Origin of the sequence: Glutamicibacter sp. ZJUTW (assembly GCF_008370855.1) — a bacterium.
GTDB lineage: Bacteria > Actinomycetota > Actinomycetes > Actinomycetales > Micrococcaceae > Glutamicibacter > Glutamicibacter nicotianae.
On record NZ_CP043624.1, the window covers coordinates 601,884 to 616,243 of the forward strand.

Consider the following 14,360-nt stretch of genomic DNA (forward strand, 5'->3'; position numbering starts at 1 on the left):
ATTTGTTGTGACTTCCAGGAGCGGCTGCTGTGTCTGATCTTATCGATACAACCGAGATGTATCTGCGTACCATTCTTGAGCTTCAAGAAGAGGAGATCGTGGCACTGCGTGCCCGAATCGCAGAGCGTCTTGGCCACTCGGGCCCGACTGTGTCGCAGACGGTTGCGCGCATGGAGCGCGACGGCCTGGTTATCGTATCGACCGATCGCCACCTCGCGTTGACCGAGAAAGGTCACGAATTGGCCACGGGCGTGATGCGCAAGCATCGTTTAGCGGAGCGCCTGCTCTCGGACATCATCGGCTTGGACTGGGAATACGTGCACGATGAAGCGTGCCGCTGGGAGCACGTCATGAGCGAGCGTGTTGAGCGCCGGCTCTTCGACCTACTTGGCAAGCCAACCGTGTCGCCATATGGCAACCCGATTCCGGGTCTGGAAGTCCTCGGTGGCCCTAATGTGGGCGAAATCTCACATGAGGTCGAGAATTTGGATGACGCGCTGTTGTCCGGAAACGTCGGCCCGGTGGCGATTGAGCGTCTGGCCGAACCGATCCAAACCGACCCAATCCTGCTCGGACAACTGAACGAAGGTGGAATCCGCCCGGGTGCGATTGTCACCTTGGAGCGCGCCGACGACTACGTTGTCGTGCGTGTGGATGGCATCGAAGGCGCGCTGGAGCTGCCGGTTGAGGTCAGTGCCCACGTATTTGTAAAGTCCCTGAAAAGATAACGAAATTGTAACTTTCGGCGTTGACAGGTAGCGTTAATCATCGAAGCTAGCGAACTAGCTAGCTCTATCCATTTCTGGTGCGACCGCCTAGTGTTGCCCTGCGCCAGAAACGGTCACCAAATCTTGAGGGCAATAACGGGGGACCCATCTTTCCGGCGTGCAAACGTCTTGGGGTGAAGTTCTGCGTGAAGCAGGCCGGCTGATTCTCTGTAGCCGAACCCGACAGCTAACTTCGTAGGCGCAACAGTGAGAGGAATGTTTTGGTAGAAACCAAGACTGCGGGACGTCGCCGCGCTGCCGACGTTGAAGTAGATGTGATTGCAGAAGTCACCGCTTCGACGATCGAGCGCACCGGCGGGCGCCGGGCAGCACGAGCTGCTGCCACCGTCCCGATGATTGCACCGGTCAAGCCGGTCCATGCAGATTTTGTTGGTCGACGCTTCGACTCCATGCAGCGCTACGGCGTTGCGCCTAACCAGGCCCTGCTTGCAGGCAAGGACACCGCGAGCAATGTCGTTGCCTTGCCAGGGGCTGTTCAAGCGACTGCGAGCACCCCTGCAGCGGTTGAGGCTGCAGGCAATGTCGCATTCATTTCGAGCCTGAAGTCGAAGGCACAGAAGTCCACCCACCGCGGCTTCGCCCACAAGGTGGCAGCTGTCGCCGCAGTTTCGGGCTTGGCGCTGGCTGCCGTAACCCCGCAGCTTTCGGGTGGTGCGGGCGAGAACACGGCTGGCGAGATTGCCGCTCAGCGCACCGCCACTTCCGCAGTTGTGGATGTCAAGGCGCCAACTGCAAATGCGGAACTGTCCGTCGAACGCGCAGCCTTGACCTCGGAGCTGAACCCCGAGGTTGCCAAGGAAGAGAAATTCGCCGAGGTCATGACCGCCTCGGGCGGTAGCATCACGGCTATCAAGGACACTTCGGGTCTGCTTGCTGCGCCAGTTACTACGCAGCGCATCACCTCTTCGTTCGGGCACCGCAAGAACCCAACCGGTCCTGGATTCATGATCCACAGCGGTACCGATTACGGTGTGCCGAGCGGTACCAAGGTTTACGCGGCAGCTGACGGCGTAGTGACCGTATCCGGCTGGGCCGGGCACTCCGGCAACCGGATCACGCTTGACCACGGCAACGGCCTGGAGACCGGTTACAGCCACAACAGCAAGCTGGTTGTGAAGGTCGGTCAGAAGGTTAAGCGCGGTGACGTCGTTGCATTGGCTGGCAGCACCGGCAACTCGACCGGACCTCACGTGCACTTTGAAGTGATCGTTAACGGCCAGTTCAAAGACCCAGCAGGTTGGTTATAACGACGTTCGTCACCATTCCGTGATCAAAACGTGACATTTCAAAAAACTTCCTATAGTCTTGTATGCGTGCCATGGGGATCCCTGGGCATCATTGCGTGAGAACCGAGCACTGCCAACACGCAATGAGTAGTTATACACAACTCGTACGGCAGTGGCGGGGGAACCAATATCGGGTGGTTAGTTTTGGCTGACAACCCTAGGGGTGAAGTGGATAGAGAAGGCAACTTCGAATCCACCGAGGTAACTCCACTTCGAACCCGACAGCTTACCTCGTAGGTATCAAGGAGAGGCAATACTTTGACCAAGAGTCATGCACGCGGACGTCGCCGCGCCGACGTACCACGCACTAATTCGCTACAGGCGATTTCACAGGCCGTAGCATCCAACGCTGGCTCGGTGGGACGCCAGGCAGCCGTTGTCGCAGCAGCATCCGGCTTGATCGTTACTCTCGGTGTGCCAGGTCAGGCAACCGCACCACGTGACGTTTCCGCAGCGCCTGTCGACACCATCAACCCAGAGCGTGTCGCAGTCAAGGCAGTGAAGGTTGCTGCCGACAAGAAGGCTGACGTCGAGATCGAGCGCGCTAGCTTCACTGCTGAAGAGAAGCCAGAGCCAGTTGTCATCGCAGTTTCGAATGACATCACCCCGACTACCCGCAACAGCAACTCGGGCAGCTCGGATTCGATGGCACCAATGACTCGTCAGAGCCGTTCGGGTGGACAGGAATCGGCTCCGCAGCAGCAGCAGCAGGCCCAGCCAAAGACTGAAACCAAGGTTCAGACTTCCAACCTTTCGGGCATCGCAGCAACCGCTGCCAAGTACGTTGGAGTTCCATACGTATGGGGCGGCAACGGCCCAAGCGGCTGGGATTGCTCCGGCTTCGTCAAGTACGTCTACGCACAGCACGGCATCAACATTGCTCGCGGCACCTCGGCCATCCTCGGATCCGGCCAGTTCGTTCGCACCAGCAACCCTAAGCCAGGCGACCTGGTATTCCAGAACGGTGGCGGCCACGTTGGCATCTACCTCGGTGGCGGCCAGATGATCGGTGCGCAGAACCCAACCGTGGACACCATGATCCACTCGGTTTCGCGCAACCCGCTGTACGGCTACTACACCTTGGCTGGCTAAGCACGAAAACTTTTCATAGGCCATCGGATGAGAAAGACATCCGATGGCCTATGTTCGTTTATTCAGATGAACTATGGGCGTCAAGGTGATGAAAAGAAGACAATTTCTTGGCGAGATACCCACTAATAACCGAAAGCATCGCATAGGCTAGCGCTTAGAGACACTCCGAGCAGAACGCGAGCTCCATCAATGCCAGATGGTAGCCATCGGTTCATGAAGGTAGTACGAGCAATGCGAACATTGGTATTAAACGCAGGATACGAGCCACTGGCAGTAGTGACGTTCCGTCGAGCGCTAGTGCTGGTCATGACCGAGAAAGCGAGCATCGTCCTCCAAGACGATCTCGCACCCGTTCGCAGTTCTCAAGGAGATTTACCGCGGCCAACTGTCATCGTGCTGAAACGCTATGTACGACGCCCCTACCGGGACATGCAACATGTCACCCGTAGGGGCGTTTTACGTAGGGACTCCTTCACCTGCGCCTATTGCGGCAAAGCAGCCAATACGATTGACCACGTGATCCCGCGCAGCAGGGGCGGGCAGAACACTTGGGAGAACCTCGTGGCCGCCTGCCTGCATTGCAACAGCCGCAAAGCGGACAAGATGCTCTCGCAGTTGGGATGGCAATTGCGCATTACACCGCATCGTCCACGGGTTGCCGGGCATCTGGTTTCGGGACTGCAGCATGTTGACGCGGCGTGGGACGAATACCTGCATGCTAGCTAGCTGCTAGCTGCTAGCTGCTAGCCGCTGGCCCAGCGGCCTTCAGCTAGGCCGTGTGGGACCTACTTCTTGCTTCGCTCGATTGCTAGCGGCAGGACGTGGTCGCGCAGCAGGGGAGCTATATCCTCGCGTTCCAACGCGGCCTGCGGGTCGATCCAGAGCAGCTCTTCCAGTTCTGCCAGCGGGGCGAGCTCGCCATGGAAAGCCGCACTGTACAAAGATGCGTGGATCGAGGTGTCTTCTTCGTTGGCTGCTGGCCCGATCCATTCACCGTCGAAGCGCAGTTCGTCAGCGGTGAAGCTCAGCCCCAGTTCTTCGCGAATTTCTCGAATGATAGTTTGTAACGCGGATTCCCCAGGCTCCGGCTTGCCGCCAGGTTGCATGAACATGGTTGTCCCGCGCTTGCGTACGAGCAGGATTTCTCCATGGTTGTTGATTAAACAGGCCGCTGAGATCGTCAAATTTTTCTTCACCAAAACACAATATCGCGTGTTTATATGAGTTAGAGATGGTAACGTGCTTAATTGGATCTCCAACGGTTTTAGTTCTAGTTGATCAAGGTTAATTTACTCGCAGTATCTAACCGCGGTATTGATGACTACCGAAAACATTGGAAATGAAAGATCGATCCATCAAATTTACAGATCTATGGAGCAATAAATGCGACGGGGTACAAATCTAGGGCGCTTGGGAGACTTCAACCAAGCCGTAATTCTCGAGTCGATTCGACGGGCACCGGAAGGAATCAGCCGCGTTGAACTGGCCGGTTCGACTGGCCTGTCGCCGCAGACCATTTCCAACGTTGTCCGCCGCTTGCTGGATGACGGAATCGTTCGAGAAGACCGCACTATCGTTTCCGGCCCAGGCAAGCCTCGCACCGTACTGGAGCTCGAAGGCAACCGTCTCGTTTCCATTGGCATCCACCTAGATCCTAGCGTGTTGACCTTTGTTGCGATGAACCTGCGCGGTGAAGTCCTGCGCGAACGCAGCATCGAAGTTCCCAACCTCGAAGTTGCTACCGAAACTGTCCAGCTCATGGCAACCACCGTCAAGGAGCTCATTGCTGAGATCCGCGTGCCAAAGAAGCACATTGTCGGCGTCGGCATTGCAGTTCCGGGTCCAGTAAACGTCGAAGAAGGTGTGGTGCTGAACCCGCCGCTGCTCGATGGCTGGGCAGATGTTGAACTGGTGAACCCGCTGCGCAAGCTGTTGCGCCTGCAGGTCATCATCGAAAAGGACACCATTGCCTCGGCAGTTGGCGAACTGTGGCAGTCCAAGGAAGAGAAGAACAACGACTTCGTCTTCATCTACTGCGGACACGGCTTCGGCGCTGGTCTCGTGTTCAACGGCGACGTCCACCATGGTGCGAGCAACAACGCAGGCGAAATCGGCCACTACTCGACCGGTCACAAATCTGTGGCCTGCGAGGAATGCGGTGCAGATGATTGCCTCGCCGCAGGCACCTCCTACGAATTCATCGCCGCCCAGGCCAAGGAGCGCGGTCTGGAACTGCCGAGCTTCGAAATCGTTGGTCCGGAACAGCGCGCTGCCGGCATGAACCGCCTCTACGAGCTGGCCCATGAAGGAAACAAGGTCGCCAAGGAACTGGTCACCGAGATCATGATCAAGGTTGGCGAAGTTGCCGGCCAGCTGGCCAACTCGCTGGACGTGCGCGAAGTTGTCTTCGGCGGACCGCAGTGGGAAAAGGTGCGCGAACTGGTCGATGATCAAGTCCAGGATGCCATTGGCCGCCGCTTCGCCTTGCGCGGAGTGCATGAAATCGAGACCCGCACGTCCGAGCTCGGCTCCAACGTCGGTGCCATCGGTGGCGCTTGCGTAGTCATGGATGCCTCGCTGTCGCCGAAGGCGACCGCACTGCTGCTGCGCTAAGCAACAGCCAACTTCAAGCACTGAGGGTACGTTCCGCATGGAACGTACCCTCAGTGCTTGCTGCCGTAGCTACGGCAAAAGCCTTGTTCCCAATCGCAAGACTGGAAACAAGGCTTCAGTGGTGCCCCTGGCCGGAATCGAACCGACGGCCTACCCTTTAGGAGAGGGTCGCTCTATCCTACTGAGCTACAGAGGCATGGGCGTGAAAACACCAACAACACTATCTTACTAGGGCGTGCTGGGCGTAATTCTCACGCCACGGCTCAGGCCGTGCCTTCGCGAATCGCAAGCATTTTTGCCTTGAGCGCACGATTGGCACGAAGAGCACCCAGACCTATGACAAGACCGGCGGTGATGACCAGCAGTGCCCAGCGGATCGTCGTGAGGATCGATGCCAATACGACGGCTCCACTGCTCAAGTCTCCAGTGAACAGGGCATCAATGGCGAAGTTCTCCCAGATATCAATGGCCGCGAAGCCCAAGGGGGCAATCCAAGCCAGCCAACGCATCTGGCGGTTGGGGATCCAGCGGATGAACAACAGCATGGAGAACACTGCGGTAAACATCGGAAAGAGGAAACCCGCGGTCTTATGCAGGTAGTTGAGCTGGCCGACAGCGTCATCATCCATGGCGCCGCGCAATGCTTCTATATCGCTGGTCGTGTAGCCGAAAATCCGCTGATCGGGCATCGACAGCGAATCACTGAGGTCCTTCATCTGCACCATCGTGAGCAGATGGTAGTACGCGAACAAGGCAACGCATACGATCAAGCCCACCGAGATGAGCAGCATCGGGTTTGACTTGTTTTCGTGGGAGGTGCTCTGCACCTTGCCTGGCCCCATGCTAGGACCCTGCGACTGGTTCGGCTGCTCACTGAACTGCGCAGGCTTGCGATACTCTTTGCTTTTCCTGACCTTTTTTGCCATATCTTCTATTATGCCCGGCCAGCGATGCGGGCTTTCCCGCGCTCACTGAAAAGTGTCCGGCGCTCCACGTAGACTGGCTACATCATGGATTTCCTTTTTGATGATTTCGCCCCGGATTCCGCACAGCAGGCCATGCCCACTGCCGAGGAGCTATTGGTCGGCATGAACCCGCAGCAGGAAGAAGCAGTTCGCTATGCCGGCGGACCATTGCTGATCGTGGCTGGCGCTGGTTCCGGAAAGACCCGTGTGCTGACGCACCGCATTGCCTATCTCTTGGCGACCGGACGCGCTCGGCCGCACGAAATCCTGGCGATCACCTTCACCAACAAGGCCGCTGCCGAGATGCGCGAACGAGCCGCTGAGCTGATCGGCGACGAGCAGGCGAAGAAGATGTGGATCTCGACGTTCCACTCTTCATGCGTGCGTATTCTGCGTCGCGAAGCGGCCACCATTGGGCTGAAATCCAACTTCTCGATCTACGACTCCACTGATTCGCTGCGCCTGATCACCTTGGTCGCCAAGTCCTTGGAGATCGACCCGAAGCGCTTCACTCCAAAGGCAATTGCGCACAAGATTTCCTCGCTGAAGAACGAGTTGATTGACGAGGAGGACTACGCGGCAACGATCAACACCAATGATCCGTTCTCGCGTGCCGTGTCCGAGGTCTACCGCGGATACACCCGCCGCCTGCGCGCCGCCAACGCCATGGACTTCGACGACCTGATTGGACAGGTCGTCTACATGTTCCGTGCGTTCCCGCGAGTGGCCGACAGCTACCGCCGCCGGTTCCGCCATGTGCTCATTGACGAATACCAGGACACCAACCACGCACAGTATTCGCTGGTGCGTGAGCTCACCGGCGCCGAAGGCGACACCGTGCCTGGCGAACTGACCGTGGTCGGCGACTCGGACCAGTCGATTTATGCCTTCCGCGGTGCCGACATCCGCAACATCGTCGACTTCGAAAAGGACTATCCGAACGCGGCAACCATCAAGCTGGAACAGAACTACCGTTCCACCCAGACCATTCTGTCGGCCGCCAACGAGGTCATCAAGCGAAACCCCGACCGCAACGACAAGAAGCTGTGGACTGCCAGCGGCGACGGCGAGAAGATCACCGGATATGTCGGCGAATCCGAATCCGACGAAGCACGCTGGATTGCTGAAGAAATTCTGCGTCTGAACGATGACGAGGATGTCCGCCCGGGCGATGTGGCAATCTTCTACCGCACGAACGCCCAGTCGCGTGCCTTGGAAGAGCAGCTGATGCGCGTGGATCTGAAGTACCGCGTCGTTGGCGGCACCCGATTCTACGACCGCAAGGAAATCAAGGACGCGCTGGCCTACCTGCGCGCCCTGGTGAACCCGGACGATGACATCAACGTTCGCCGCATTCTCAATGAGCCCAAGCGCGGCATCGGCGACCGTGCTGAAGGCGCCGTGGCGGCGCTGGCTGAACGGGACCGGATTTCCTTCATGGAAGCCTTACGCCGTTCCGACGAGGCGCCGGGGCTGGGAACCCGCGGAATCAAGATGACCGCAGCCTTTGTCTCCATGATGGATGACCTGAAGACCGTGGCGGAGGGTTCGGGCCCGGCAGAAGCCCTTGAAGCGGTGCTTGAGCAGACCGGATACCTGGAAACTCTCCGGCTCTCCTCGGATCCGCAGGATGAGTCGCGTGTGGAGAACCTCGCCGAACTGGTTGCCGTGGTCCGCGATTACGTGAACGAAGAACCTGAAGGCGGCCTCGAAGGCTTCCTGGAGCGCGTGGCTCTCGTCGCAGATGCCGACCAGATCCCGGAGGCGCCCAGCGATGACGAGGGAGCGGCCATGGCCGCGCAGGAAGGCATGGTCACCTTGATGACCCTGCACACCGCCAAGGGCCTGGAATTCCCGGTGGTCTTCCTGACCGGCATGGAGCACGGCGTCTTCCCGCACCAGCGTTCCATGACCGACGAAAAGGAACTCGCCGAAGAGCGCCGCTTGGCCTATGTCGGGCTGACCCGTGCCCGCGAACGCCTGTACCTGACGCGCGCCGAGCAGCGCAGCCTCTGGGGACAGGCCCAATACAACCCGGCGAGCCAGTTCCTGGAAGAGGTGCCGAACGAGCTCATCGACTGGAAACGCGAGGGCTCTGGCGGTGGAATGGGCTTCGGTTACGGTAACGCAGCGGTGAATTTCGCCACCAGCAGATATGACCGCGGCAGCCATTGGGGTGCAGGTTCGGCGTCGCCGCAACCGGTGCGCGGGCACAACGCCGCTCCGGTGTCCAAGAAACGCGTCGTGCAGAACAAGGACATCACCATCCCTGAAGTCGGGCAAAGCGTCAAGCATTCTTCGTTTGGCTTGGGAACTGTTATTGCTTTGGAAGGTGCAGGAGACAAGACCGTGGCCAAGGTGCAGTTCCCGGACTCTGAGAAGCGGCTTTTGCTGCGCTATGCACCGCTGGAAATCGTGGACTAGCCTGCAGGCGTTGACTGTTTTACACGTCACATCTTGATGCTTCCCGACTGGGTTTTCAGGTTTCTCTACATGCTGTAAAAGTGGGAAGTTTGCGAAAGTCGGGATAGTCTGAGAGGTGCGCACGGGCTACGGCGCCTTACGACGTCCCGGTAGTTGCGGTGCGCTCTCTATGGCATGGCATGGATTTCGGTCTGTGGCCGTGCCGCGAGTCAGCATGAACTTCGAACGAAGGACACAAACCCGTGGACCTGTATGAGTACCAGGCGCGCGATCTATTCGAGGCACACGGCGTTCCCGTGCTTGCCGGTATCGTCGCTTACACCCCGGAAGAAGCCAAAGCCGCAGCTGAGAAGATCGGCGGCGTTGTAGTAGTTAAGGCACAGGTCAAGGTTGGCGGCCGTGGCAAGGCTGGCGGCGTCAAGGTCGCTAAGACCGCCGACGAAGCTTTCGAGCACGCTTCCAACATCCTCGGTATGGACATCAAGGGCCACACCGTAAACAAGGTCATGATCGCTCAGGGCGCCGACATTGCCGAGGAATTCTACTTCTCGGTACTGCTGGACCGTGCAAACCGCAACTACCTGGCAATGTGCTCGGTAGAGGGCGGCATGGAGATCGAGCAGCTGGCTGAGGAGCGCCCAGAAGCTCTGGCCCGCGTTGCTGTTGATCCGCTGGTTGGCATCGACGCCGACAAGGCAGCAGAGATCGTCGCCGAGGCAGGCTTCCCAGAAGAACTGCGCGGCAAGGTTGCAGAAACCCTGCAGACCCTGTGGACCGTCTTCAAGGAAGAGGATGCCACCCTCGTTGAGGTCAACCCACTGGTGAAGACCGGTGCCGGCGACATCGTTGCGCTGGACGGCAAGGTCTCCCTGGATGACAACGCATCCGAGGTTCGCCACCCAGCTCACGAAGAGCTCGAGGACAAGGGCGCAGCCGATCCTCTGGAATCCAAGGCAAAGGCCCTGGGCCTGAACTACGTCAAGCTGGACGGCGAAATCGGCATCATCGGCAACGGTGCAGGCCTGGTCATGTCCACCCTGGACGTTGTCGCCTACGCAGGCGAGAACCACGGCGACGTGAAGCCAGCGAACTTCCTGGACATTGGCGGTGGCGCATCGGCCGAGGTCATGGCCAACGGCCTTGACGTCATCCTGAACGACCCACAGGTCAAGTCGGTCTTCGTCAACGTCTTCGGCGGCATCACCGCATGCGACGCTGTCGCAAACGGCATCGTCGGTGCGCTGAACACCCTGGGTGACGCAGCGAACAAGCCACTGGTTGTCCGCCTGGACGGCAACAACGTTGAAGAGGGTCGCGCCATCTTGGCCGAGGCCAACCACCCGTTGGTCACCCTGGCAGCAACCATGGATGAGGGCGCCGACAAGGCTGCCGAGCTCGCCAACTCAGCGAAGTAAGAGGGATTAGCGAACAATGAGCATTTACCTGAACAAGGACTCCAAGGTCATCGTCCAGGGCATCACCGGCGGCGAAGGCACCAAGCACACCGCCCTGATGCTCAAGGCTGGCACCAACATTGTTGGCGGCGTGAACGCCCGCAAGGCCGGCACCACCGTGACCCACGGTGACCAGGACATCAAGGTTTACGGCACCGTGGCGGAAGCCAAGGCCGAGACCGGCGCAGACGTATCGATCGTCTTCGTGCCACCTAAGTTCACCAAGGACGCAGTCGTTGAGGCTATCGAGGCCGAGGTCGGCCTTGTCGTAGTCATCACCGAAGGTGTTCCAGTGCAGGACTCCGCTGAGTTCTGGGCTCTGGCACAGTCGAAGGTTGACGCCGACGGCAACCAGATCACCCGCATCATCGGCCCTAACTGCCCAGGCATCATCACCCCGGGCGAGGCGCTGGTTGGCATCACCCCGAACAATATCACCGGCAAGGGCCCAATCGGCTTGGTTTCCAAGTCCGGTACCCTGACCTACCAGATGATGTACGAACTGCGCGATCTGGGCTTCTCGACCGCAATCGGCATCGGCGGCGACCCAGTCATCGGCACCACCCACATCGACGCCCTGGCTGCTTTCGAAGCTGATCCAGAGACCAAGGCCATCGTCATGATCGGTGAAATCGGTGGCGACGCCGAGGAACGCGCTGCCGAATTCATCAAGGCCAACGTCACCAAGCCAGTTGTTGGCTACGTGGCTGGCTTCACCGCTCCTGAGGGCAAGACCATGGGCCACGCAGGCGCCATCGTTTCCGGTTCGGCTGGCACCGCCCAGGCGAAGAAGGAAGCCCTGGAAGCTGCAGGCGTCAAGGTTGGCAAGACTCCTTCGGAGACCGCCCGCCTGCTGCGCGAAGTCTTCGCAGCTCTCTAAGCTGACGCTGGAGCAAGGCTGATTCCCGGGTTTCATCCGGGAACAAACGGCCGCCGCTTCTCCTGAATTTTTCAGGAGCCGCGGCGGCCGTTTCGCATTAACCCGAGAAGCCGTGGCTTGTTCTGGGCACGGGCGGGCCGGATAACCAGCCGGAGTGAACCCCTGAGCCCCAAGACCCCGGACTTCAAGAAGAATCCGAATGCCGATGAAACGCCGCCGGCTGCCATGCCATCGAACGGCCCCAAGCAATGGCCAGGTGCGTTGCCCGGTCTACCGGTCGCTTGGGCGTTAACCGGCGCAGAACCCATCGACCTGCGCCTGCAGCATGCAAGCCCTGCTATGCGGGCTGCTGGCGGTTCTGCCGGGTAGGACAACGGTGGGGCTGGTCCTTTGCAGAACCAGCCCCACCATCGTCAGATCGCCCTTTGAGCGGTAATTGGCCTAGGACTTGGCCTTCTCTGCTTCAATCTCCTGCTGGTAGGTTTCCTCCAGAGCAGGAACCTGCTCGAAGATTTCTTCCACGTCCAGGTCAGGGTTTTCTTCCTGGGTTGCAACCAGCTCTACTGCTTCTTCCTCGGTGGCCACCGAAGGCAGCGAACCCGGAAGCGGCCTGCGTGCGGATTCCTTCAAGAAGCACACGGCGATGATGCCGGCAACCGACGTTCCCATGACCCAGAAGGCAGGTGCCAGGGAAGAGTTGGTCATGGTGACCAGAGCCTGCATGATGAAGGGTGCGAAGCCGCCAAAGATGGCTACCGCGAAGTTGTACGAGATGCCCATGCCACCGTAACGCGAGGCGGTGGGGAACAGGGCTGGCAACGACGAAGCCAGGTTGGAAACGTAGAAGACCACGGGGATGGCCAACAGGGCAAGGCCCGTCAGCGTGGACCAGATTTGTCCATGCATCATGAACAAGAAGGCTGGAATGGCCAGGACAACTGCCGAGCCGGAGCCAATGAACAGGACCTTGCGGCGGCCTATGCTATCGGAGAGCATGCCGGCCAGCGGGATGCACAGGGACATGCCAACCAGAACCGGCAGGGTCAGCAGGTTGCCGTGCACCGGATCGTATTTCAGGGTCTCGGTCAGGTAGGTAGGCATGTAGCTGGTCAGTGCATAACCTGCAGTGTTGGCGGCCGAGACCAGCACGAAACCGGTCAGCAATTCGCGCCAATAGGCCTTGACCAGGTCGATGACGCCCTTCGGAGCATCGGCGGAGTTCCGCGCGTCGTCGCTGGCGCGGTTAGCGGCTTCCTGGGCTTCCTTGAAAGCAGGAGTGTCTTCAATCTTGGAACGGAACCACAGTGCGATGACGCCGAGCGGAAGAGCGACCAGGAATGGAATGCGCCAGGCGAAGCCTTCCATGACATCTTCGCTCAGGGTCAGCTGGAGAATGGAGACAAATGCGGCGCCCAAGGCAAAGCCCATGTAGGAGCCGAGGTCCAGCAGCGAGGCGAAGAAGCCGCGGCGCTTATCCGGAGCGTATTCGGTAATGAATGTAGTAGCACCGGCGTACTCGCCGCCGGTGGAGAAGCCCTGGATCAGCTTCAGCACGACGAGGAGAATTGGCGCTGCTACACCCCATACCGAGTAGTCCGGAAGGATACCGATGCCGAACGTGGCCAAAGCCATCATGAGCAGGGTGAAGACCAGGACCTTCTGGCGTCCTACGCGGTCGCCTAGCTGGCCCAGAATCACGCCGCCAAGCGGGCGGGCAACGAAGGTCACGGCGAATACGCCTAGGCTGAACAGGGTTTGGATGGCAGGGTCTACCGTGTCAGGCATGAAAAGCTTGCCGATGATCACTGCGAGGTAGCCGTAGACACCTACGTCGTACCATTCCATCAAGTTGCCAACGACGGTGCCGCCGATGGCTTTCTTGAGCATCGAATCGTCGACAACGTTGACGTCTTCGACCTTCAGCCGACGTTTTCTGCGGAACCGTGGCTTCCGTGAGTTTCGTGCTTCCATAGTTTCACTCCTCATATCTTTCGTGATCTTGTCCCGGTGCCGGCGACCATCCTCGTCCACAATGTTGAGGAGCGAAATTTCTGCTCCTTGAAGCTGGTTGCGGCCGCCGTGTGACTCGTCGAAATCGATAGATTTCTACTCAAAAATCCGGTCAAAAACCGGCTTTGAGCGATGAAACGCTTAAGCGGACAATCGTCAAGTTTACCAAAAATTAGATTAATTCCCTGATCGAGAGGCTCTCTTGAGCCAATGCGGGCCCGGGCAGATAGCCAGATCGCGGACGTGCCGACCGCCGATTAGCCACGGAAGCATAGGGCAAACGGGCGATCGGCGAAGGCTCCGATCGAACTGCCCGAAAAACTCAAACTGTGGCGAAGGACTCGGTCCGCCACGGGGTGGAAAACGGAGAATCTGAGCGAAAACTCTGTTTCTGAAGCCGTGGATCCAGGGGGCAAGCAGGGGCTTCAGACGGCAAGAATCCCGTGAGCTGTTCATCCGCGCCCGGAACCGTCTCTGCCGGACGCAAAAATGCCCCAAGGCCGCCGGTAGGCAGCTTGGGGCATGAAGTCGAAGCAGGCTAGCCGCGTAGGCCGGCTGCAGCTTCGGTGTCGATCCTGAGGAATGAAGAGCCGATGGCAGCGAAAGCCCCCGGGATCAGGAGCATCCGGTGCTTCGGATTGTAGAAAATCTCTTCGAGAGGGGAAGCCAGGACCCTGCGGATCTTTTCCAGGAGCCGGTCATTCTCCAAGGACAGGCGTTCCTGCTTGGTTTCAATCACCACACGATCTTTGTCGATACTCACCGATGCGCTCATCCAGTCGTCATCGGGGGTACTGAGAGTCTCCGATTTAATCAGGGACACGGATATTACCGCCTTAGTCGTTCGT

Annotated in this window: 12 protein-coding genes, 1 tRNA gene and 2 riboswitches; of the genes, 8 read left to right on the top strand and 5 right to left on the bottom strand. The window is 58.9% G+C overall.

Annotation, left to right across the window (positions count from 1 at the left end; all coding sequences use genetic code 11):
* Positions 1–29: 29 nt before the first annotated feature.
* The 4 genes from F0M17_RS02940 to F0M17_RS02955 all read left to right on the top strand — a co-directional run bounded on the left by F0M17_RS02940 (position 30) and on the right by F0M17_RS02955 (position 3,892).
* Positions 30–728, top strand: a complete 699-nt coding sequence (locus tag F0M17_RS02940; protein WP_038990038.1) for a metal-dependent transcriptional regulator — start codon at positions 30–32, stop codon at positions 726–728.
* Positions 729–832: 104 nt separating this feature from the next.
* Positions 833–984: riboswitch (cyclic di-AMP (ydaO/yuaA leader) on the top strand.
* A gap of 4 nt (positions 985–988) precedes the next feature.
* Positions 989–2,035: a M23 family metallopeptidase gene (locus F0M17_RS02945; protein ID WP_052253564.1), complete on the top strand. Its 1,047-nt coding sequence runs from the start codon at positions 989–991 to the stop codon at positions 2,033–2,035.
* 123 nt (positions 2,036–2,158) lie between these two features.
* Positions 2,159–2,329, top strand: a riboswitch (cyclic di-AMP (ydaO/yuaA leader).
* A gap of 3 nt (positions 2,330–2,332) precedes the next feature.
* Positions 2,333–3,166, top strand: a complete 834-nt coding sequence (locus F0M17_RS02950; RefSeq protein WP_073706487.1) for a C40 family peptidase — start codon at positions 2,333–2,335, stop codon at positions 3,164–3,166.
* Between the two features lie 231 nt (positions 3,167–3,397).
* Positions 3,398–3,892 (top strand): HNH endonuclease, encoded by a 495-nt coding sequence (locus F0M17_RS02955; protein ID WP_038990036.1) that lies wholly within the window; start codon positions 3,398–3,400, stop codon positions 3,890–3,892.
* A 59-nt stretch (positions 3,893–3,951) separates the two neighbouring features.
* Here the strand turns inward: F0M17_RS02955 and F0M17_RS02960 are convergent, their stop codons facing one another.
* Positions 3,952–4,350 carry an NUDIX domain-containing protein gene (locus tag F0M17_RS02960; protein WP_246857119.1) on the bottom strand — a complete coding sequence of 133 codons (399 nt, stop codon included), beginning with the start codon at positions 4,348–4,350 and terminating at the stop codon, positions 3,952–3,954.
* A gap of 199 nt (positions 4,351–4,549) precedes the next feature.
* On the opposite strand from F0M17_RS02960, the gene F0M17_RS02965 reads away from it, so the two are divergent.
* Complete coding sequence (locus F0M17_RS02965; RefSeq protein WP_073706489.1) at positions 4,550–5,779, top strand: ROK family transcriptional regulator; 1,230 nt, start codon at positions 4,550–4,552, stop codon at positions 5,777–5,779.
* Positions 5,780–5,898: 119 nt separating this feature from the next.
* On the opposite strand, the gene F0M17_RS02970 is transcribed toward F0M17_RS02965, so the two are convergent.
* Together F0M17_RS02970 and F0M17_RS02975 are read right to left on the bottom strand one after the other, a co-directional pair.
* Positions 5,899–5,975 (bottom strand) — tRNA-Arg (locus F0M17_RS02970).
* Positions 5,976–6,042: 67 nt separating this feature from the next.
* On the bottom strand, positions 6,043–6,705 hold the full coding sequence (locus F0M17_RS02975; protein WP_052253563.1) for a hypothetical protein: 663 nt from the start codon (positions 6,703–6,705) through the stop codon (positions 6,043–6,045).
* Between the two features lie 84 nt (positions 6,706–6,789).
* On the opposite strand from F0M17_RS02975, the gene pcrA reads away from it, so the two are divergent.
* The 3 genes from pcrA to sucD all read left to right on the top strand — a co-directional run bounded on the left by pcrA (position 6,790) and on the right by sucD (position 11,502).
* Positions 6,790–9,168, top strand: a complete 2,379-nt coding sequence (gene pcrA / locus F0M17_RS02980) for a DNA helicase PcrA (RefSeq protein ID WP_038990034.1) — start codon at positions 6,790–6,792, stop codon at positions 9,166–9,168.
* Positions 9,169–9,410: 242 nt separating this feature from the next.
* Entirely contained in the window at positions 9,411–10,583 is a 1,173-nt protein-coding gene (gene sucC, locus F0M17_RS02985; protein WP_038990033.1) for an ADP-forming succinate--CoA ligase subunit beta, read from the top strand.
* A gap of 16 nt (positions 10,584–10,599) precedes the next feature.
* Complete coding sequence (gene sucD, locus F0M17_RS02990) at positions 10,600–11,502, top strand: succinate--CoA ligase subunit alpha (protein WP_038990032.1); 903 nt, start codon at positions 10,600–10,602, stop codon at positions 11,500–11,502.
* 441 nt (positions 11,503–11,943) lie between these two features.
* On the opposite strand, the gene F0M17_RS02995 is transcribed toward sucD, so the two are convergent.
* A complete protein-coding gene (locus F0M17_RS02995; RefSeq protein ID WP_073706497.1) occupies positions 11,944–13,473 on the bottom strand; it encodes an MFS transporter in 1,530 nt (509 codons plus the stop codon).
* Positions 13,474–14,050: 577 nt separating this feature from the next.
* A complete protein-coding gene (locus tag F0M17_RS03000) occupies positions 14,051–14,335 on the bottom strand; it encodes a hypothetical protein (RefSeq protein WP_141358198.1) in 285 nt (94 codons plus the stop codon).
* Between the last annotated feature and the right edge of the window lie 25 nt (positions 14,336–14,360).

Coding starts and splice junctions, on each gene's coding strand:
- F0M17_RS02955 (WP_038990036.1), top strand. CDS start 3,398: ATGCGAACATTGGTATTAAACGCAGGATACGAGCCACTGGCAGTAGTG.
- F0M17_RS02965 (WP_073706489.1), top strand. CDS start 4,550: ATGCGACGGGGTACAAATCTAGGGCGCTTGGGAGACTTCAACCAAGCC.
- F0M17_RS02975 (WP_052253563.1), bottom strand. CDS start 6,705: ATGGCAAAAAAGGTCAGGAAAAGCAAAGAGTATCGCAAGCCTGCGCAG.
- pcrA (WP_038990034.1), top strand. CDS start 6,790: ATGGATTTCCTTTTTGATGATTTCGCCCCGGATTCCGCACAGCAGGCC.
- sucD (WP_038990032.1), top strand. CDS start 10,600: ATGAGCATTTACCTGAACAAGGACTCCAAGGTCATCGTCCAGGGCATC.
- F0M17_RS02995 (WP_073706497.1), bottom strand. CDS start 13,473: ATGGAAGCACGAAACTCACGGAAGCCACGGTTCCGCAGAAAACGTCGG.